19 protein-coding genes are annotated in these 20,913 nt (G+C 37.9%); 3 read left to right on the top strand and 16 right to left on the bottom strand.

Going from position 1 to position 20,913, the window contains the following annotated elements:
- Nucleotides 1–38 precede the first annotated feature (38 nt).
- Both F8M42_RS04555 and F8M42_RS04550 read right to left on the bottom strand, forming a co-directional pair.
- A complete protein-coding gene (locus F8M42_RS04555; protein ID WP_182188168.1) occupies nucleotides 39–239 on the bottom strand; it encodes a hypothetical protein in 201 nt (66 codons plus the stop codon).
- 222 nt (nucleotides 240–461) lie between these two features.
- Nucleotides 462–1,196, bottom strand: coding sequence for a hypothetical protein (locus F8M42_RS04550; protein WP_182188167.1), 735 nt, complete (start codon nucleotides 1,194–1,196; stop codon nucleotides 462–464).
- Nucleotides 1,197–1,962: 766 nt separating this feature from the next.
- On the opposite strand from F8M42_RS04550, the gene F8M42_RS04545 reads away from it, so the two are divergent.
- Together F8M42_RS04545 and F8M42_RS04540 are read left to right on the top strand one after the other, a co-directional pair.
- Nucleotides 1,963–3,069 carry a tyrosine-type recombinase/integrase gene (locus F8M42_RS04545; protein WP_182188166.1) on the top strand — a complete coding sequence of 369 codons (1,107 nt, stop codon included), beginning with the start codon at nucleotides 1,963–1,965 and terminating at the stop codon, nucleotides 3,067–3,069.
- A gap of 308 nt (nucleotides 3,070–3,377) precedes the next feature.
- Nucleotides 3,378–3,995 (top strand): phospholipase D family nuclease, encoded by a 618-nt coding sequence (locus tag F8M42_RS04540; RefSeq protein ID WP_182188165.1) that lies wholly within the window; start codon nucleotides 3,378–3,380, stop codon nucleotides 3,993–3,995.
- A gap of 20 nt (nucleotides 3,996–4,015) precedes the next feature.
- On the opposite strand, the gene F8M42_RS04535 is transcribed toward F8M42_RS04540, so the two are convergent.
- The 14 genes from F8M42_RS04535 to F8M42_RS04470 form a co-directional block, all read right to left on the bottom strand.
- Nucleotides 4,016–4,588, bottom strand: a complete 573-nt coding sequence (locus F8M42_RS04535) for a zeta toxin family protein (protein ID WP_196591180.1) — start codon at nucleotides 4,586–4,588, stop codon at nucleotides 4,016–4,018.
- The gene (locus F8M42_RS04530; protein WP_182188163.1) at nucleotides 4,581–4,769 is read right to left on the bottom strand and encodes a hypothetical protein; all 189 of its coding nucleotides are present in this window, start codon (nucleotides 4,767–4,769) and stop codon (nucleotides 4,581–4,583) included. The genes F8M42_RS04535 and F8M42_RS04530 overlap by 8 nt, the downstream gene beginning before the upstream one ends.
- A 195-nt stretch (nucleotides 4,770–4,964) precedes the next feature.
- Complete coding sequence (locus F8M42_RS04525) at nucleotides 4,965–5,345, bottom strand: biotin/lipoyl-containing protein (RefSeq protein ID WP_182188162.1); 381 nt, start codon at nucleotides 5,343–5,345, stop codon at nucleotides 4,965–4,967.
- A gap of 49 nt (nucleotides 5,346–5,394) precedes the next feature.
- Nucleotides 5,395–5,538 carry a hypothetical protein gene (locus F8M42_RS04520; RefSeq protein ID WP_182188161.1) on the bottom strand — a complete coding sequence of 48 codons (144 nt, stop codon included), beginning with the start codon at nucleotides 5,536–5,538 and terminating at the stop codon, nucleotides 5,395–5,397.
- Nucleotides 5,539–5,556: 18 nt separating this feature from the next.
- Entirely contained in the window at nucleotides 5,557–7,086 is a 1,530-nt protein-coding gene (mmdA, locus tag F8M42_RS04515; RefSeq protein ID WP_182188160.1) for a methylmalonyl-CoA decarboxylase subunit alpha, read from the bottom strand.
- Between the two features lie 90 nt (nucleotides 7,087–7,176).
- The gene (gene mce / locus F8M42_RS04510; protein WP_182188159.1) at nucleotides 7,177–7,590 is read right to left on the bottom strand and encodes a methylmalonyl-CoA epimerase; all 414 of its coding nucleotides are present in this window, start codon (nucleotides 7,588–7,590) and stop codon (nucleotides 7,177–7,179) included.
- A gap of 25 nt (nucleotides 7,591–7,615) precedes the next feature.
- The gene (meaB, locus tag F8M42_RS04505) at nucleotides 7,616–8,557 is read right to left on the bottom strand and encodes a methylmalonyl Co-A mutase-associated GTPase MeaB (RefSeq protein ID WP_182188634.1); all 942 of its coding nucleotides are present in this window, start codon (nucleotides 8,555–8,557) and stop codon (nucleotides 7,616–7,618) included.
- A gap of 69 nt (nucleotides 8,558–8,626) precedes the next feature.
- Complete coding sequence (locus F8M42_RS04500) at nucleotides 8,627–9,022, bottom strand: cobalamin B12-binding domain-containing protein (protein ID WP_182188633.1); 396 nt, start codon at nucleotides 9,020–9,022, stop codon at nucleotides 8,627–8,629.
- Between the two features lie 26 nt (nucleotides 9,023–9,048).
- Nucleotides 9,049–10,701: an acyl-CoA mutase large subunit family protein gene (locus F8M42_RS04495; protein WP_182188158.1), complete on the bottom strand. Its 1,653-nt coding sequence runs from the start codon at nucleotides 10,699–10,701 to the stop codon at nucleotides 9,049–9,051.
- Nucleotides 10,702–10,814: 113 nt separating this feature from the next.
- Nucleotides 10,815–12,317 carry an acetyl-CoA hydrolase/transferase family protein gene (locus tag F8M42_RS04490; RefSeq protein ID WP_182188157.1) on the bottom strand — a complete coding sequence of 501 codons (1,503 nt, stop codon included), beginning with the start codon at nucleotides 12,315–12,317 and terminating at the stop codon, nucleotides 10,815–10,817.
- Between the two features lie 293 nt (nucleotides 12,318–12,610).
- The gene (locus tag F8M42_RS04485) at nucleotides 12,611–13,237 is read right to left on the bottom strand and encodes a redox-sensing transcriptional repressor Rex (protein WP_182188156.1); all 627 of its coding nucleotides are present in this window, start codon (nucleotides 13,235–13,237) and stop codon (nucleotides 12,611–12,613) included.
- Between the two features lie 80 nt (nucleotides 13,238–13,317).
- Nucleotides 13,318–14,646 (bottom strand): O-antigen ligase family protein, encoded by a 1,329-nt coding sequence (locus tag F8M42_RS04480; protein WP_182188155.1) that lies wholly within the window; start codon nucleotides 14,644–14,646, stop codon nucleotides 13,318–13,320.
- Nucleotides 14,647–14,749: 103 nt separating this feature from the next.
- Nucleotides 14,750–16,072, bottom strand: coding sequence for a bifunctional folylpolyglutamate synthase/dihydrofolate synthase (locus F8M42_RS04475; protein ID WP_182188154.1), 1,323 nt, complete (start codon nucleotides 16,070–16,072; stop codon nucleotides 14,750–14,752).
- 8 nt (nucleotides 16,073–16,080) lie between these two features.
- Nucleotides 16,081–18,735: a valine--tRNA ligase gene (locus tag F8M42_RS04470; protein WP_182188153.1), complete on the bottom strand. Its 2,655-nt coding sequence runs from the start codon at nucleotides 18,733–18,735 to the stop codon at nucleotides 16,081–16,083.
- A 450-nt stretch (nucleotides 18,736–19,185) separates the two neighbouring features.
- Between F8M42_RS04470 and F8M42_RS04465 the strand changes: the two genes are divergently transcribed.
- Nucleotides 19,186–20,901 (top strand): phosphoethanolamine transferase, encoded by a 1,716-nt coding sequence (locus tag F8M42_RS04465; protein WP_229711463.1) that lies wholly within the window; start codon nucleotides 19,186–19,188, stop codon nucleotides 20,899–20,901.
- The last annotated feature ends 12 nt before the right edge of the window (nucleotides 20,902–20,913 follow it).

Here is a 20,913-nt window from a genome sequence, read left to right as displayed (position 1 = left end):
CGGTTCCATTATATAAAATAATTTCTTGTGTTGTTTAATTAAGCTTTAGTGCTGAATATCTTTTTAATATTCAATAGCTTAGTATTTCCACATTTTCTGCATGTAAGCTTAAGATTTTTATTAACTTTAGTTGCTAATATATAATTATCATTGCAAGCAGAGCAAAGATTTCCCTTAAATCCCTTTTTATATAATTCTTCTAAAATTTCACTAGTATCTTTATTATATTTTTCATTCATGTGATATTATTCCTTTCTGTACTACTTCCTTAGCATACCATGAACTGAATAAAAAGTATATAAAATATTTATTTTTAGAAAATAATTATTAATTAAGCCAAACGATATATACATAATCGAGTAAAAGCCGCTCACCTTTCGGCAGCGGCTTTGTGTTACTCTTCACTTTTCTATAGTATAGCATATATGATAGGGTAGTTATTCCTGGAATAAAAATTATTTTTAATATATCGATTCAAAAAGCTTTTTCCCCATATATGTATACTGATATTTTTTATCTCCTATATCATCAAATGTTTCTATAGATGCTTCCCTTAAAAGTCCTTTACCAACTAATCGTCCTAAATAAAAAGCAAGAGAACTGCTAAATTCTGAAAGAACCTTTAAAATTTGTTTTATACTAATTGTTTGAGGTTGCAAAGTTACAAAACATGGCATGTCACAATTAATTTGACCATTTTTATCCATCTGTGATGTATTTATGCTATTTTCTGCTGGTTCCATATAATCAACTAATTTTCCCTTAGGGACTAATTCATAAATTTTTTTTAATACTATTGCTTCATTTTGGCTGAGTTCGCTAACTATATTTATCAAATCTTCAGCTTCATCAAATGAATTTATATTACCATCAAATGTTCCCTTTAAAATAGCAATAATTTGCCTGACCTGACCGTCTCTACTACAGCGAATTGATTTTAAAATTGAATGTGTAACTACTTCTATCTGTCTTTCATTACTTTCCTGTAATTTATCATCAAGTTTTTTATTGGTCCATTCTTGAAAATATACTATTAGTTTTTTCTTTTCTATGTTTCCAATAATTCCATTACATACAGTATTTACATATGGCGTACCTTCTAAAAACAATTTAAAAACTTTGCCTATCTTACTTTCTGATATATCTCCAAGTATCTTTTCAACTGTACTAAGCTCATTATTATCATTTCCATTCATGTCTCTCAATCCTCCCTAAAATACTTTCACCAATCCCACCTGGCAAGCGCAAGCCAAAGCGTACTGTTGCACCTCTGTAATCATTTGATAGTATGTACTGCTGCTTATATGCAAATCCATGCAGGTTTGCTGGTATGGTTCATTACTATATCTATGTTTCAACAAATCTATCACAATTCCTTCCGAATAATGATTATATGTAGCTTCAATAACTTGCAGCCATTTTTCTGGCTGCTTTATTATTTCGGTATCATTACAAAGCAAAAGTAAATGAATACATGCGAAAAACAAAAAGAATATGGAAATAATTAAGCATCTACAATTCAAGCCTTTAACAATGCAATAAATATGATAATGCTAATGATATAAATCATGGTCATGCAAAAAGCGATAGAATAGATTAGCAGTAAGGAAAAAAATAATGAGTAAAAGACAAGTTGCAGTTATAACACAAAAAATCATTAATATTTTATCCTTAAATTGTCAAGAAAATACACCAATTTATTTAGGTGACAGCAATATAACTCATATGAGAACACAACATCCTAAAGACTAGTATTGATAATAAGCTAAAGGAATTTTACATTTATAAGTGACGCCTATATTGACAATTAGTCATAGTGTGATACAATAATGATACAAGAAAACAAAGCGGTTTACCCGCACTACAATTAAGACTCAGTGGTTAACCCACATTACAATTGAGGCCTTGTATCTTTTATAGATGCAAGGTCTCTTTAAGTTACAACATAAAGAAGTGATCAATATGCCTAAGAATCGTAAACATGGCGAAGGCTCTGTATCGTACGATAACACTCGCCAAAAATGGCAGGTGGCTTTTTACGGCAGTGATGGCAAAAGACATTACAAACGTTTTGATGATGAAGGTGTTGCCAACGCATACCTAATAGAACAGCTCAACAATATCAACCATGGCTGCTTTGTTGCTCCATCTGAATTAACTGTTGGGCAATGGGTTATAGAATGGATAGAAACTTATAAGAAAAATTCAGTTAAACGAACTACTTATGAGTATTATGTTTATATCAGCAAATATATAGCGCCTATTGGTGACATAAAGCTTCAGGACTTGCAGCCTTACAAAATACAAAAATTATATAATGGCCTTTTAAAAAGAGGCTTATCAAAAACGACTGTTCATAAAGTCCATGCATTTTTACGTTCAACATATAAGACAGCTTACAGCATGGATATGGTTCAAAAAGACATTATGGAATTGATACCGGCCCCTAAATTTGAGAAAAAACCGGTTGAAATATTTGATAAGGAAGAGATAAAATCTATACTGGAAACTGCAAAAGCTAAATTTCCTAACAGGTATCCTATTGTTCTGCTCGATGTAACAACAGGTATGAGAATGGGAGAGATTTTAGGCTTAAGATGGTGTGATGTTGATCTATCAAAAAATGAAATATTTATCCGGCACACATTATCTAAATCAATGCTTGGCAAACAGCTTACCACGCCAAAAACAAAAGCATCTATCCGTAAAATATCTATTCCGCTGGAAATGGCGAATGTGTTAAGAAAATTAAAAAACAATGTAGCAAATATGGATATCAAACAGGAAACTTTTATTTTCAAGACACGCAATGATACTCTGATAGATAGGCGCACTCTTGAACGTTCATGGGAACGTATTTTATATAATGCTAAAGTACCTTATAGAAAATTTCATGCACTACGCCATACGCACGCTACAACGCTTTTAGCCGAAGGTATACCTATAGTTGAAGTGTCCAGAAGGTTAGGGCATAGCAAAATAGCTCATACATTGGATTTGTATGGGCAGTCCATAAAAGGCTATGATGAAAAAATCAGTGATAAAATTAGTAAGATTTATAACTTATAAAGCGGCAACAAACTGGCAACAATTAGTGTTATATAAACACTAAAAATCCTTTAATATCAACAACATGAAAATCGGTTTAAATCAGATAATTCAAGGCTATAACCTATATAAATAAAGGGCGCAAGGTACTTAAATACATGAGATTCACATTCAAGAGGCCGGTGGTTCGAAACCACCATGCCCTACCAGTAAAATCACTATTTATAAAGGTATCAGCATAATCGAAACACGAAATTAGGAATTTGATGTAAACCGGCAGAGTTTTTTCGCCGGTTATTTTATTACAAATTTTTAAGGAGATGTAATATTTGAAAAAATTAGTATCTGCTATTGTTGTTCTCTCAATATTTTTCGCCGGATTTTTACTTGGCTGCAGTAATAAGACAATTTCGCATGAAAATGCCCTTGTAAACAAAACAGCCTCTGCACAAGCAGTCCTGCCGGGTGAAATAGACCATCCCAATATCGTAAATGCTGCCGGAACAATCGAATTTGCCTTTAGTCCCAATGGCGGTGCGACAGATACCGTAATAAAAGCAATAAATGAAGCCCATAGCACTATTAAGGTACAGGCTTATCTTTTTACTTCCACACCTATCGCAAAAGCTCTGTTGAATGCTCAAAAGCGTGGTGTCATTGTAAAAATAATTTTGGATAAAAGTAATGAAACAGAAAAATATTCTGCTGCCAAATTTTTTATTGATAATAAAATCCCTGTCAAAATTGATCACGATTTTGCTATAGCTCATAGCAAAGTTATGATAATAGATGACAGTACGATTATCACAGGATCGTTTAATTTTACTAAGGCTGCCGAAAAGAACAATGCCGAAAACGTTTTAATAATTCGCGGCAATAAAAAGTTAGCTGATTATTATAATGAAAATTGGCAATGGCGCTGGGAAAATACGCAAAGTTATCAATAAAAATCCTGCTGCGGCTGATATCAGTTGCAGCAGGATTTATTATTGATTAATTTTTCTATTTTATTTTTATTCCAAAATGAATCTTCCCAATAAAAATATTCATCTTTTCGTTTTTTGAAAATACGAAACGGAATTTCATCAGAATTATCATAAATATGACAAATATCGCATACCTCTAGTAACTGCGGTATTTGTGCTAATGCCTTTTTGTAACGGCTGATGATTTTATCCTGCGGAACATCATGTCCACCGGCTGCCTTACGCACACGTACCCGTATGATATTAATTTGGGGGTCGATAGTAAGCACATATATGCAGCGTATAAAAAATCCTGCTTTTCTTGCCCGTTTTAAAAGTTCTATATTTCTTGACGTTGATAATACCGTTTCAAAGGTGAAACTCATCTGACGGTTTATTAATGTATTCCTCAATTTTTCAGCTTTTTGCGCTGCCTGCAGTGCAGTACACTGCAAAGCCGCTTTTATATCATCAGCATTTATATAAGGCTGTATTATATTGACCATTTGTATAACAGTGCTCTTACCACTGCCATTAGGCCCTGCCACTACTATTATTTCAGGTTTTTTAAGCATATTCTTTTCTTCCATCAGGGTACTCGATATAAGGTACATTCTTTTCATGGTCATATTTTGCAATGGGTTGACCTTTTATTTTCTTTATTTCATTACCAATACGTACTGCTTCCCGAAATCTGACCGTAAGTTCATCATCAGATAAACCACAGGTAAAATCAAGTTCATTTGTATTTTCCATAATAATATCCTCCCTTTTATTATTATATATCATTTACTGATTTTTTTACATAAAATTTCGTCACGGATACGTCTGATTGTCTTAAAATGTATTATATATTTATCATAACTTCTAATTATAAAAAATAGGAACTTCTGTACCCAAGGAAATTTCCCCGGTACAAAAGTTCCTATCATATCTGGTAATTTAACCTAATCAGCCAAGTACTACCATTGGTTCGCCAACTTTTACACTTTGTCCTGATTCAACATTTACAGCTTTCACTGTACCTGCAGACGGTGCAGTTATTTCATTCTGCATTTTCATAGCTTCGAGAATGAGAATAACATCGCCGGCTTTTACAGTCTGACCTACCGAAGCCATAACTTTAACGATTTTACCTGGCATTGGAGCTGCTATTGTAGTTCCACCTGCCGGAGCTGCTGTCGGAGCCGGAGCTGCTGCTTTAGGAGCAGGTGCTGCCGCTGGAGCTGCCGGTGCAGCAGCTGCTTTAGGAGCAGATGCTGCTGTATTTTTAACTTCTTCAACTTCAACTTCATAAGAAGCGCCATTTACAGTAATATTAAACTTTTTCACAAGATATTCCCCCATAAAATGTAGATTTCTTTTTTATAATATTAAGCAGTCAGACAGCTGCCCGACGCCCTGCCATAGTCCAGATGTCACTGCGCTTAATACTTATCGCTCTGACTTTCTGTCCAGTAGCTGCTTCAATTGCTGCGGTTATTACCGCAACGATTTCTTCACTTACCTTACTATTCTTTTCCATCAATCGCACATCCTTTTATTATAATGGTACATTGCCATGTTTTTTAGCCGGACGGCTTTCACATTTGCTAGCAAGCATGTTTAACGCAGTAATAATGCGCGGTCTCGTTTCTGATGGTTCAATAACCATATCGACATAACCACGTTCAGCTGCCTTATATGGTGTAGCAAATTCTTCAATATATTCAGCTGTTTTCTGCTTGACGTCAGGATCTCTGCGGAAAATGATATTAGCAGCACCAGCCGGTCCCATAACAGCTATTTCAGCTGTTGGCCATGCCATTACCTGATCTGCACCTAAGTCACGTGAACACATGGCGAGGTAAGATCCACCATATGCTTTACGTGTAATGACGGTTACCTTTGGAACTGTGGCTTCGCTGTATGCATAAAGCATTTTTGCACCATGGCGAATGATTCCGCCGTATTCTTGGTCAGTTCCCGGTAAAAAGCCCGGTACATCAACTAAGTTTACAATAGGAAGATTGAACGCATCACAAAAACGAATAAATCTTGCTGATTTATCTGATGCATTAATATCAAGACATCCTGCCATAACATTTGGCTGATTGGCTATTATGCCAACGCTGCGCCCATCAAAATGAGCAAAACAGGTTATAATATTTTTTGCATAATGTGCCTGTGATTCATAGAATTCACCATTATCCACCAATGAGCGGATTACATCCTTCATATCATATGGCATATTAGGATTATCCGGAACAACTGTATCTAAAGATTCATCCATGCGGGATGGATCATCTCCCGTATCAACCGTCGGAGCATCATCCATATTATTACTCGGCAGAAAACTGAGCAGATAACGAATCTGGTTTATACAGTCCTGTTCATTTTCAGCAGCAAAATGAGCTACACCAGATGTGGTATTATGAGTCATAGCCCCGCCGAGCTGTTCAGCAGTTACTTCTTCAGCAGTTACCGACTTTATTACGGCAGGACCGGTTATAAACATTTGACTGGTCTTTTTTACCATAAAGACAAAATCAGTCAACGCTGGTGAATATACAGCACCACCGGCACATGGTCCCATGATTACAGAAATCTGTGGGATTACACCTGAAGCCATTGTATTTCTGAGGAAGATTCCACCATATCCGCTTAAAGCATCCACGGCTTCTTGTATACGTGCACCACCCGAGTCATTAATACCAATAAATGGTGCACCCATTTTTATAGCAAGATCTTGTACTTTCCAAATCTTCTTTGCATGCATTTCACCAAGTGATCCACCTTCAACGGTAAAATCTTCAGCAAAAGCATATACTAAGCGCCCATCAATAGTACCATACCCTGTAACAACACCTTCACCCGGCAGATCTTTCTTTTCCTGCCCGAAATTAGTGCAGCGATGTTTTACAAACTGATCCAATTCGACAAAAGTCCCTTCATCGAACAAAAGATTTATACGTTCGCGGGCTGTCATTTTGCCTTTAGCATGCTGCTTTTCAATACGTTTTGGACCGCCACCCTGCATGATATGTTCTTTTTTAGCATTCATGAGGTCGATTCTTTCTTGAACTGTGGCCAAAATTATACCTCCTTTAATTACTCAATTATGCCATATTATCAGGCACTTACTTATATTAATCACAAAATAGTGTGTATTGCTATAATAAAATCAACCTTTGCGCTGACAAAGTTCAAGTAAAACGCCACTGGCCTTAGGATGAATAAAAGCGATAGATGAACCACCTGCACCATAGCGGGGTTTTTCATCAATCATGCGAACACCTTTAGCTTTGAGGTCGGCAATAGCCTTTTCAATATTATCTACACGAAGCGCAATATGCTGAATACCCTGACGGCCACCATTTTTTTCTATAAACTTAGCAATTGGGCCATCTGGAGCTGTAGATTCCAAAAGTTCTATTTCAGCTTCTCCTGTTGGAATAAATGCAGTTTTTACTTTTTGTTCAGCTACTTCTTCTTCACCGGTGCATTTCAAACCAAGCACATCAGTATAAAATTTCTTTGCTGTTTCTAAGTTTGGCACAGCTATACCAATATGATCAACGCATTCAACTTTAAACATTAAAATGACCTCCAGTAAACTTAACTCATTTTTTTAACAACTCGTTCAGTAATTCACGAACGATGGTATACGGATCGTTTTTTCGCAATTCGATATCATTTAAGTAATTATCCAGTCTGCCGCTATCTACTATATTTTTAGTTATATAGCTGCCAATGGATGATTTAAGAAGCTCCAAAAGCTCTGTTCTGATTCTTTCATGACGCCGCCGCACTAACAATCCTGTTTCTTTTATATGTGTATAATGCTTATCAATTAACGCTATCAGTTCATTGATGCCTTCACCTTGATTAGCAATTACTTTTTGAATTGGTGGACGCCATTCAAGCATGCTGCCATCAAGATCAAGCATCATATTAAGTTCAGCCTGCAGCTTATCAGCACCTTCATGATCAGCCTTATTGATGGCAAATACATCTCCAATTTCCAGTATGCCCGCTTTTATCGCCTGGATATCATCTCCCATGCCTGGTATGAGTACTACCATCGTAGTATCAGCAGCCTTTACAATATCGACTTCTGATTGTCCTACTCCAACTGTTTCCACAAAAATAATATCTTTACCAAAAGCATCAAGAGCTTTCACAGCATCAGCGGTTTTATGAGATAAACCACCCAGGCTGCCACGAGTTCCCATACTGCGAATGAAAACCCCCTTATCCAAAGTGAGCCCATTCATTCTGATTCGATCACCCAATATAGCACCACCGGAAAACGGGCTTGTCGGATCAACCGCAATAATGCCAACTGTTTTCCCCATTTTTCTATATTCACGGGCAAGCTTGTCAGTCAAGGTCGATTTTCCAGCACCGGGAGGACCTGTAATACCAAGAACAAATGCATGTCCTGTATGAGGATAAAGCTCTCTCATAATTGCCGAAGCTTCTTCATATTCATTTTCTATCGCCGTTATTGTCCGAGATAACGCCAAGCGCGACCCGGTTAAAAGTTCCTTTACCGTATCTATACCTAACACCACCTTTGATATAAACATCTTGCCCTCTCCTAATGGGCAAGAGGGCAAGACGGCACACTATTATTTTTTCACGTGTGTTTTAATAAACTCTACAATATCTCCGGTCGGCGTGCCAGGGGTAAATACTTCAGCGATGCCAGCCTTTTTCAAAGCCGGTATATCACCTTCAGGAATTACACCACCGCCGATAATCAGTGTATCTTTCATGCCGTTAGCACGGACAAGTTCAACTACTTTTGGGAAAAGATGCGGATGTGCGCCTGACAAAATACTCATAGCAACAACATCGACGTCTTCCTGCAGAGCAGCTTCAGCAATTTGTTCAGGTGTCTGGCGAAGTCCTGTATAAATAACTTCAAAACCGGCATCACGCAGCGCCCGTGCTACTACTTTTGCACCACGATCATGTCCGTCAAGTCCAGGTTTTGCAACTAATACTCTTATATGTTTTTCCATCATTATTCCCTCCGACAATCTCTATATTATAAGTTTGTATGTGCTTCGTATTCACCGAATACTTTACGCATTACGCCGCAGATTTCACCTAAAGTAGCGTAAACTCGAACTGCATTGAGAATATGAGGCATAAGATTTTCATTCGTATCGTCACAAGCAGCTTCCAAATCAGCAAGTGCCTTTTTAACAGCATCATTATCACGTTTTGCTTTCATTGCAGCCAATTTGCCTTTTTGCTTTTCACCTACAGAAGCATCTACTCTTAAGAGACCTTCAACAGGTTTTTCTTCAACCTGGAATTTATTGACTCCGACGATAGTTTTGGCACCAGATTCAACATCCATCTGCCATTTGTAAGCGCTGTCCTGGATTTCTTTTTGAATATAACCTTGTTCGATAGCCGAAACAGCACCGCCGATTTCATCAATTTTCTTGATGTAATCCCACGCTTCTGCTTCAATTTTATTAGTCATTGCTTCAACATAATATGAACCAGCTAACGGATCAATAACATCAGCTAAACCACTTTCATATGCAACAATCTGCTGCGTACGAAGAGCAACCATAACTGATTCTTCCGTTGGCAGTGCCAATGCTTCATCACGGGAATTGGTATGCAATGATTGTGTACCACCCATCACGGCAGCAGCTGTCTGCAAAGCAACACGGACAATGTTATTGTTTGGCTGTTGTGCAGTGAGCATGGATCCTGCTGTCTGTGTATGGAAACGCAATTTCATTGATTTTTCTTTTTTTGCATGGAAACGTTCTTTCATGACTTTTGCCCAAATGCGGCGCGAAGCACGGAATTTAGCAACTTCTTCAAGAAGATTATTATGGGCATTCCAGAAGAAGGACAAACGACCGGCAAAAGCGTCAACATCAAGACCTGCTTTTATGGCAGCTTCAACATAAGCTATGCCATCGCTGATAGTAAAAGCAATTTCCTGGGATGCTGTTGAACCTGCTTCACGAATATGGTAACCGGAAATAGAAATTGTATTCCATTTCGGTACATTTTTCGAGCAATATTCAAAAATATTAGTAATAAGACGCATGGAAGGACGTGGTGGGAAAATATATGTTCCACGGGCCGAATATTCTTTTAATATATCATTTTGGATTGTACCTTTGAGTTGATCAGGACTTACACCTTGTTTTTCACCAACAGCAATGTACATAGCCAAAAGTACTGATGCTGGTGCATTAATTGTCATTGATGTTGACACTTTACCAAGGTCAATTTTATCAAACAAAACTTCCATATCAGCCAAAGAGTCGATAGCAACACCGACTTTACCTACTTCACCTTCAGAAATAGGATCATCGGAATCATAACCTATCTGTGTAGGTAAATCAAATGCGCATGAAAGTCCCGAAGCACCTGATTCAATCAAATAGCGATAGCGTTTATTTGATTCTTCAGCAGTAGAAAATCCGGCATACATACGCATAGTCCAGAAACGACCGCGATACATCGTCGGCTGAACACCACGAGTATAAGGATATACACCAGGAAAGCTGATATCATCAGCGTAATCAGTATCTTTTATATCAAGTGGTGTGTAAAGGCGTTGTTCAGGTAAATGCGCGCGTTCCGGAAATTTTGCAGTTGCTTTTTCTACGCTGGCATTATAGGCGTCTAATTCAGCTTGAATCTTTTCTTTTTCAGTACTCATAGTTATTTTTCCTCCTGGATTTTTATTTATTCGGATATATATTTATAAAAACTTTTCTGTTATCCGATTTATAAACTAAAATCATCAGTTTTTATATATTTATCTAAAGACTGTTATTTCATTGATCCTGTTTCAAGAAATTTTTGGTGCCATGACAAAGCTTCATTCAGCAAATGAGGCGTTTGGGCATGCTTAGTAGACGCATCAGCTCTTTCAAAATAATCAAGCAGCATTGGTTTGAAATCAGGATGCGCACATTTTTCAATAATTTCTCTGGCCCGTTTGCGTGGTGAAAGACCGCGTAAGTCAGCTAAACCTTGTTCAGTCACTATTATATCAACATCATGTTCAGTATGATCCACATGTGAACAGAATGGAACTATTGACGATATCTTACCATCTTTAGCAGTAGAACCAGTACAGAAAATAGTCAGATAAGCATTACGGGCAAAATCGCCTGAACCGCCGATCCCATTCATCATTTTTGAGCCCATGATATGAGTTGAATTTACATTACCGTAAATATCACATTCAATAGCTGTATTCATTGCAATAACGCCAAGGCGACGAGCAACTTCAGGACTATTGGATATTTCTTCAGGACGGAATATAATATGTTTTCTATATTCCTTGATATTTTTATAAAAACGGTCCAAACCTTCTGGTGATGGTGCTAATGCAGTACCAGAGGCAATGAGCAGTTTTCCGGCATCAATCAGGTCAAACATTCCATCTTGAACCACTTCAGTATAAACAGATAAATTTTCCAAATTGGATTTCACAAAACCATGTATTACCGCATTAGCTACTTTACCAACGCCTGATTGCAGCGGTAATAAATTTTTAGGCATGCGCCCGGCCTTTATTTCCTTATCAAATAAATCAAGAATATGACGCGACATTACTTGTGAATTTTCATCTATCTGTCCCAAAGGACGAGTATGGTCTTTGGTTTCACAAGGAACTATATATTTTATTTTAGCGGGATTACACGGTATATATGTTGTTCCTATACGATCATCACATTTTACAATAGGAATAGGTAAACGATGTGGTGGGTCAAGCGGTACATACACATCATGCATTCCTTCAAGTTCCAAAGGCTGAGTTACATTAAGCTCAACTATTACAACATCGGCCTGTTGTACGTAAGAAGCCGTATTGCCTAATGAAGTCGTGGGAATAAGATTTCCCTCTTTAGTTATCGCGCAAGCTTCGACAATTGCCACATCAATGCCTCCGCCCATATAACCATAACGGGCGAATTGAGCAGATTCACTCAAATGCATATCAAGATAGTCTACATCTCCACTATTAATACGATTTCTCAGTGCTTTATCAGTCTGATACGGCATACGTTTATCAATGCCATCCACCTTGGCTAAAACACCATCTTCTTCCAAACCAGTTGAAGCACCAGTCCATAAATTAATCTTGAAAGGGTCCTTTTCCATGCGCTTAGCTAAAGCTGTAGTAACTGCCTTTGTATAGCCTGCTGATGTAAATCCACTAGTAGCCACGTTCATACCTGGCTTAATATACTCAGCAGCTTCCTCGGCACTAACGATCCTAGACCGCAAATCCTTGTTGCGTACTCGATCGAGAATGTCAATCATTAATTATTCTCCTCCCCGTAAATCAAAACTCAAATTACACTGTTGAAAATCAACTACTGACAGCGCTGTATATGGTCTGATAGCCGTTTATAACTATAATTAAACTAAATGGTAACGATGTACTTCATTTATAGCTATTTGCACAACAAAACGACCACATTTCTACAACTGTTAGAATACCACCTGTTGTCAAAGGCGTCAAGCAATTTGGACAAAAAACAGCCTCTATTGTGTATATTTGTGAAAAATTTTACATAATAGCTGACAGCTCCCTAAAAATTCCATAACCACCTTCAACGCGGTTTTCTTGTTATATGATATGATAAGCAGGATAAACCTATCGATAAATCTTCATTCACGATATGCATCCCATCGGGCACTTTCATTTTTATTGGGGCAAAATTCCAAATACCCTTGATTTTTGCTTTTACAAGGCGATTGGCTATTTCCTGGGCAAATTGCCCAGGTACAGTAATTATGCCAATATGAATATCCAGTTCTTTTATAGTTTCTTCCAATGTATCGATATCCATTATTTTAACATGATTAACTGTCCGCCCTACCACTGTCGGATCACTATCAAAAAGAGCTACTAAATTAAATCCCAAAGAAACGAAATTATGATAGTTGGCCAAGGCCGATCCCAGATGTCCTATGCCAATGATAGCTATATTCCAGTGATTATCTAATCCCAATATATTATTAACACTGTGTTTCAATTCATTTACATAATAACCGACACCTTTTTTACCAAACTGACCAAATGAAGCTAAATCCTTACGAATTTGTTCAGGGGTAATTTCCAGTCTGCGGCCAAGTTCTTCCGATGAAATAACATCACGGCCTTCATCTTGTGCAACGCGCAAAGTCCGCAAATACAACGGTAACCTATCAATAGTGGCTTTTGATATATCCTTCATTATTTTCACCTCCCTTCGCCAATTGATAAACTGTTATCGTAATACCCTGTCCATCAAAACACTGCCAAATTTATAACATCTTAAATAGGAAAATTAAACTCTTTATTTTTTTTAATCTCTTCATCAGATAATTCTGGAATAGAAGTGAGCCCAGGGTACTTGCTTTTTAATATTTTCTTTGCCTTCTGCAAAGATTTATTACTCAGTAAAATGGTACTCAATGCCATTATAAACCAAAACAACATTGACATATTTGTATTAAATAATACATAATCAGTAAAACCATTGAGCATTACCGTTACAAGAGCCAAACCACAACCAAGCAACGTCCCCTGCAAAAAAAACGACGGCATGAATTTAAAATTTTTCAGTGAACGCCAAAGGCTGCCGATAAAGCAGCTGATAAATCCGGCAAAACCAATTAAACCAACTTCTGCAGCAATATTTAAATACATATTATGAGCATGGACAATTTTTATAAAATTCCCCTGCATATAAAAATCATACGATGGATAAACAAAATAATATGCTCCCCATCCTATCCCCAGTAAAGGATGATCCAGTATCATTTCTATGGTACTTTCCCATAATGCAATTCGTAATTCGGAGGAGGTATCCATCGACGTAAAAACAGACATCATTCTGTCAATAAGAATCGGATCTGCATAAAGCAGGACAAAGGCCAAAACAATAAATGGCAATATTATTCTTTTATTATAACAAAGTGCATATAATATTATAACAATGGCAATACTGAATAACGCACCACGTGCATATGTCATTCCCATGCAGATTAATGCCAGAAGGAATAACCCTCCAATAATAATTCTAAATTTTCTATTTTTAGTGTAAAAAAACAATCCAAAAGCCAAAGACAATATTATGTCCAAATATCCTGCCAAAAGATTAGGATTTTTCCAAGTTGAAAAAACCCTTGTTGTCATTCCTGGAAAAGCACTATTGTCTGTCCAATCCATTGCTGTCGTATTAATACCGGCAATATATTGTACAAAACCATATAATATGACTATCAATGCCGCGCTGCCCAGGACAAATACTATTTTTTTTATCTGTTGTTCATCTTCAACACTTTGTATTGCCAAATAATATACCAGCACATATTTACCGACAAGATGGTAGCAGTTATAAAAACTAAATACCTTTTCCGGTGAATTGAAAATCGACAAGAAACTCATTACAATGAAAACTGCTAAAGGGAAATCAAGTTTAGTCCGTTTCCATGTCCAACCGGTAAAACGTGTCCTTAATAAATAAAAAAACCATCCCAGCAATAATGCATACGTTGCCGCGTCATTGCTGAATGGCAGGAAAAATATCACCGCCAACAATGCATAAAACATCATTGCAGAACAATCACGGGCATATTTTTTTCTTGTAAAAATATTCATATAGCTCCTAAACAATATTATATAAATAATTAATGGACATTAGATGCATATTCTGCAATTATGCCTTTTGCCATAATACATTATAAAACTTATAACAAATTTATCAGTTATCGTTTAATATCTCCGCTTCACCATTACGAATATGGCGAAGCATTTCCCTTATTTCTCCGATCAAATAGAGCGATCCGGTGATACACAGCAAACTTTCTCCCGAAGTAAGACGCATAGCCCTGTCCAAAGCCATTTTTCGATTTGGCTCAATCTCAACATATTTTACATTCAGTTTACCTGCCCATGAGGCTGGTTCTGCCATACGTTTTGAATCAGGTTCAGTAGCAATGACAATGTCATCCGGCCGCAGCAATGTATTTCTCATTACATCAATGGCCTTATCCCTTAACATTCCCAGTAAAAATATACGTTGATTATCATGAAAATATTTATCAAGATTTTGCCGCAATACAAGCATTCCCGCCGGGTTATGGGCACCGTCAATAATTATCATTTTCCCCGCGGTATCGAAACGTTCAAATCGCCCCGGCCATTTAACATTCGCCAACGCAGCTTTTGTCGCCTCGAAATTTATTCGTTTTTCATCACTTGACAATAAATATATCGTCATCAAAGCCAATGCGCAATTTCTAATCTGATGATCACCCAAAAGACTTAATGAAAATTCCAGCGATACACCAACTATTTCCGACGAAAATAAAAGTACCTGCCTTTTCCCATCGCAGCTGACAAATTTTGCCTCAAAATCAGTATCCTCAATAAACAGATCCGTATTTTTTTCCACTGCCTCCTGCTGCAAAATTTCCAGTGGTGTTCCCTTGGCATCAGTAACCACAGGAACACCGTCTTTTATTATGCCGGCCTTATGGTGAGCGATTCCTTCAAGTGTTCCACCGCATAAATCAGCATGTTCAAACGCCACATTGGTTATCACTGACACTTCCGGTACAATGACATTCGTGGAATCTAAAAGACCTCCTACGCCCACCTCTATTACTGCATATTCCACATTTTTAAATGCAAAATATAAGAATGCTGTTGCGGTGAGTACTTCGAACTGCGTTGGTGATTCCATCCCTTCATCAACCATTTGATCAGCAAAGGTCTTAACAGCCCCGATACAGCTGGCAAATTCTTCTTCAGATATAGCTACACCGTCTATTTGAATACGTTCAGTATACGATACCAAGTGCGGTGAAATATACAATCCTGTCCTTATTCCTGATTGATGCAGGATTTCACTGACCATAGCACATACCGAACCCTTACCATTTGTACCAGTCACATGAACAGTTTTATATTTCAACTGCGGTTCATCCAGAAGTTCAACTAATCGTTTAATCCTGTCCAACCCCAGTTTTGTGCCAAACTTATTAAGTTCATTGAGATATTCCAATGCTTCTTGATAATTCATAGTTTTTATCACAAATCCGCTAAATAAGACAGCCGTTCTTCAACAGCGTTCTTTTTTTCCGTATAGCCTTTTTGTTTTTCCCGCTCCTTTTCTACAATTTCAGCTGGTGCTTTAGCCAAAAAACCCCTATTAGACAATTTTTTTGACAATCGTTCAATCTCTTTATTGAGATGTTCAATCTCCTTATTAAGCCGTGCCGTTTCTTTTTGCACATCGATCAGCCCTGCCATCGGCAGATATATTTCAACACCGTCAACAACGGCGGTCATTGCATTTCCTGGTTTATCAGCAGAATTTTTCCAAATAGTTACCGGTTCAGCAGCTGCAAGAGTTGTCAAATAACTTTGATTTTTTTCAAATTCACCGATAAGTCCAGCATCACTAAAATGCAGTATAACTTCACTCTTTTTCCCGGGAACAGCATTTACTTGTGCACGTATATTACGAATAGCCTTTATTGCATCCATAATTGCAGTCATGACTTTTTCAGAGTCTGCATCTAATTTAGCCGACTCATTGTCTGGCCACGGACTAAGCATTATACTTTTGCCGTCATGCGGTATATGCTGCCATATTTCTTCCGTGATAAAAGGCATAAATGGATGCAGCAGCCGCAAAGTATGTTCCAGCACATATCCCAGCACATATTGGGCTACTTTTCTTGCTGTACTGTTTTCCTTATCATAAAGCCTGGCCTTACTTAGTTCAATATACCAATCACACAATTCATTCCAAATAAATTCGTAAATGGAACGAGCCGCTTCTCCCAGTTCAAAATTTTCCAGATTCTGCGTCACATTTTGAACCGTATGGGCATAACGACTCAAAATCCATTTATCAGCCAACGTGTAATCTGCCTCAGCCGGTACAAATTTCGCATCAAATCCTTCCAGATTCATTAGCATAAATCGTGATGCATTCCAAAGTTTATTAGCAAAGTTGCGCGCACTTTCAACACGTTCCCAGTAAAACCGCATATCATTACCCGGAGTATTTCCTGTTATCAACATAAATCTTAATGTATCGGCTCCATATTTTTCTATAACATCAACAGGATCAATACCGTTGCCAAGTGATTTGCTCATCTTCCTTCCCTGCGAATCCCGTACCAATCCATGAATAAAGACATGTTTAAATGGAATATCTTTACCAAACTTCAGTCCCATCATCACCATACGGGCAACCCAGAAAAAGATAATATCATAACCTGTTACAAGAACACTTGTCGGATAAAATTGCCTCAATTCTGCAGTCTGCTCCGGCCAGCCCATCGTTTCAAAAGGCCATAATGCCGAGCTAAACCACGTATCAAGTACATCTTCATCTCTTTTTAGATTATGACTGCCACATTTCGGACAAATGACAACGTCTTCACGGGAGACAATCGTGGCTCCGCATTCTTCACAATACCATGCCGGTATTTGATGTCCCCACCATAATTGCCGCGAAATACACCAGTCACGTATATTTTCCAGCCAGTTGCAATAAATTTTTGTAAATCTTTCCGGCACAAATTTTATTTTACCACTTTTTACCGCTTCAATAGCTGGTTCAGCCAAAGACTGCATTTTTACGAACCATTGCTTAGAAACCATCGGCTCAACTGTAGTTCCACAGCGTGAGCAATGGCCTACAGCATGTTCATGTTCTTCAATACTAAGTAAAAACCCTTTTTCCCTTAATTCTTCAACCAATTTACGGCGGCATTCATAACGATCCATGCCAGAATATTTACCGGTATTTTCAGCCATAGTCCCATCATTATCCATAATGAGTATTTGTTCCAGTCCATGCCGCTGTCCCATATCAAAATCATTGGGATCATGCGCCGGTGTCACTTTCACAGCGCCCGTACCAAACTGCGGATCAACATAACTATCAGCGAACACTGGAATCTGTCGACCAACTATCGGCAAAATCAATGTTTTCCCCACTAAAGCCTTGTACCGGATATCATCAGGATGAACAGCCACACCGGTATCGCCGAACATCGTTTCCGGTCGGGTAGTGGCAATTTCCACATATTGGTCAGTATCCTTTACCTGATAACGGATATGGTACAAATGCCCCATTTCATTTTCATGTTCTACTTCAATGTCACTAAGTGCCGTATTACATTGTGGACACCAATTAGTAATGCGCGTTCCCTGATATATAAGTCCTTCTTCATATAAGCTGACAAAAACTTCCCTGACAGCCTTCGAGCATCCTTCATCCATTGTAAATCTTTCCCTGTCCCAATCACAAGAAGACCCCAGTGAACGCAGCTGATACATTATCCGACTGCCAAACTTTTCCTTCCATGCCCAAGCTCGTTCAATAAATTTTTCACGGCCTATTTCATAACGCGATGTTCCTTCTTCACGCAATGCTGCATCGACCTTGGCCTGTGTGGCAATACCGGCATGATCGCATCCCGGCATCCACAAAGTATTATAACCCTGCATGCGGCGAAATCTTATTAATATATCCTGCAAGGTATTATCCATAGCATGTCCCATATGCAGCTGTCCGGTAACATTCGGCGGTGGTATAACTATGCTGTAAGGTTTCTTACCTTTTTCCACCTCGGCATGAAACAACTTATTTTGTTCCCAAAACTCATACCATTTTTTTTCAAAACTTTGAGGGTCATAAACCTTCGGTATATTAGTATCTTGCAAATCTTTTCCTCCTAAAAATAAAAACTCCTCCGTCCTTAATAGGACGAAAGAGTATGCTTTCGTGGTACCACCTAATTTTCCCTGCTCCCCGGCAGGGCTCCAATCGCATAACGCTGCGTCTGCGTTCACAGCTACTTAATTCACTGAAAAAGTTCTGAAGCTACAGCAGCAGATCTCTACGGAAAAATCTTTCAGCCAAAGGATTTTATCTCTGCACCGGATTTATCTGTGCCCTCTTCATCATCACTATTGTCATGTTTCACGCATTATATTATCATAAAATAATACAAAATACAACATAGACAGACTTTCGGCATTTTTCTATCACAATAATACACAATAACATTTTTATAGAATATTTATTGTGGTATAATATGTAAAGAAATTTTTTTACTATAATTTATATTAAAAAATTTCAATAAATAATGTAGCTATTGAGGTATTATAATCGTGCAGAAAAAAAATTTATTCTTCCGGCTAACTGAATTTGTCGGTCAAACGATAAAAAGGCACTTGGGATTCACTATTGGATTATTCATATTCAACTATTTGTCTATTGCCTGGACCTTATGGACTACCGGTCAGCTAACCGTGATGGTTATTGATGCCATATTTTTATTCGCTGCTGTTTGTCTATGCACAATTTTATTAACAGCCATTCCTATACGAACCATCAGAAAAATCCTTTTTAATTTATTATTTTATATCAGTGCACTGTTATGTTTAATGGAACTGTTCTCTATTTATAACTACAATGCTGTCATGGGCGCAGGTATCATTACTGCTCTCCTGGAAACAAACAGCAATGAAGCCGACGAATTTTTCAAGATGTATGTGGGATGGAGTTGGATTGCAGCTATACTCTTATTCCTTGCCGCTGCTGTAACTTTAAAAAAGAATCTATTTCTCAATAAAAGTCTGCGGCAGGAAAATCATCTTTCCAATCGTATCATACGCTACGCCGCTCCATTAATGCTGCTTGCCGGTATCATTGCCGGAACTACTTTACTTTCCAATTATAAATCATTTATTTTAAGTGATTCTCTCGATATACCCGCCATACGTGTATACGCCGCTGCACAAATGGCTGTGCGCAATATGAAATCCTACCAGGATCTTGATAAAGAAATGGCTGCTACCGATGACATTACACAAAATAACAGCACCATTCCCAATATCGTTTTTATCTTGGGTGAGGCTACTAATCGTAATCATATGCATCTTTATGGCTATCATCTGGATAATACTCCCAACCTTGACCGTTTAAAACAAAAAGGCGAGATTGCCGTGTTCAACGACTGCATCAGTCCCCATTCAACAACTGTATCGGTATTACGCGTTTTATTTACATTCTGCGATTATGAATCAGATCAACCTTGGTATACTTATAACAATTTAATTGACGTCATGAATGACGCCGGCTACAAAACGCACTGGTTATCCAACCAGGAAAGTTCCGGCATCTGGGGCAACGTTGCCTTATTATTTGCCAATCGCAGTACCGTCCACGAATTTACCAGCATGAGAGAGTCGCACGAGGATTTTGGCACCTTAGATGAAGCCTTATTCCCGCTTTTAGACAGTGCCCGACAAAATGCCGCTGCCAAAAATTTTTATGTACTTCATCTAATGGGTGGTCATAGTCTTTATTACAAACGTTTCCCTTATGCTTTTTCCAAATTCACTCAAAATGATATTATCCGAAATGTCACCGATGATAAAAAAATTGTACTGGCACAATATGCTAATGCCATTTATTACAATGACTATATCGTAAGCGGCATCATTGACAGATTCAGGGACTCAAATACCATTGTCATATACCTACCGGACCATGGTGAAACAGTTTATGATGATGGCAGTAATTTTGCCGGGCATGTAGAAGAAAATCCCAACCATTACATGCTCGAAGTCCCGATGATCATTTGGGCATCAGAACAGTTCAAGCAGATGTATCCACAAAAATGGTCAGCTATCAATGCGGCAGTAAACCGCCCTTATATGACTGATGATATGATTCATACTGTCCTTGATATTGCCGATATAAAAACGACTGAATATGACCCGGCCAAAAGCGTCATCAATCCAGCCTTTGACGCCAGCCGTCCCCGTATGGTCCAGGGACGCAATTACGACACTGATATACGTTTTGAACCGGCCCATTAATAATAATTTATT

The organism is Pectinatus frisingensis (assembly GCF_014076555.1).
In the GTDB taxonomy this organism is placed as follows: domain Bacteria; phylum Bacillota; class Negativicutes; order Selenomonadales; family Selenomonadaceae; genus Pectinatus; species Pectinatus frisingensis.
The sequence above is the reverse complement of the archived record's forward strand: the minus strand, read 5'-3'. Positions and strand labels throughout refer to the sequence as shown.

Bases quoted from the DNA above. Each gene is read 5' to 3' on its own strand.
- F8M42_RS04555 (WP_182188168.1), bottom strand. From the start codon at position 239: ATGAATGAAAAATATAATAAAGATACTAGTGAAATTTTAGAAGAATTA.
- F8M42_RS04550 (WP_182188167.1), bottom strand. From the start codon at position 1,196: ATGAATGGAAATGATAATAATGAGCTTAGTACAGTTGAAAAGATACTT.
- F8M42_RS04545 (WP_182188166.1), top strand. From the start codon at position 1,963: ATGCCTAAGAATCGTAAACATGGCGAAGGCTCTGTATCGTACGATAAC.
- F8M42_RS04535 (WP_196591180.1), bottom strand. From the start codon at position 4,588: ATGCTTAAAAAACCTGAAATAATAGTAGTGGCAGGGCCTAATGGCAGT.
- F8M42_RS04530 (WP_182188163.1), bottom strand. From the start codon at position 4,769: ATGGAAAATACAAATGAACTTGATTTTACCTGTGGTTTATCTGATGAT.
- F8M42_RS04520 (WP_182188161.1), bottom strand. From the start codon at position 5,538: ATGGAAAAGAATAGTAAGGTAAGTGAAGAAATCGTTGCGGTAATAACC.
- mce (WP_182188159.1), bottom strand. From the start codon at position 7,590: ATGTTTAAAGTTGAATGCGTTGATCATATTGGTATAGCTGTGCCAAAC.
- F8M42_RS04500 (WP_182188633.1), bottom strand. From the start codon at position 9,022: ATGGAAAAACATATAAGAGTATTAGTTGCAAAACCTGGACTTGACGGA.
- F8M42_RS04495 (WP_182188158.1), bottom strand. From the start codon at position 10,701: ATGAGTACTGAAAAAGAAAAGATTCAAGCTGAATTAGACGCCTATAAT.
- F8M42_RS04490 (WP_182188157.1), bottom strand. From the start codon at position 12,317: ATGATTGACATTCTCGATCGAGTACGCAACAAGGATTTGCGGTCTAGG.
- F8M42_RS04485 (WP_182188156.1), bottom strand. From the start codon at position 13,237: ATGAAGGATATATCAAAAGCCACTATTGATAGGTTACCGTTGTATTTG.
- F8M42_RS04480 (WP_182188155.1), bottom strand. From the start codon at position 14,646: ATGAATATTTTTACAAGAAAAAAATATGCCCGTGATTGTTCTGCAATG.
- F8M42_RS04475 (WP_182188154.1), bottom strand. From the start codon at position 16,072: ATGAATTATCAAGAAGCATTGGAATATCTCAATGAACTTAATAAGTTT.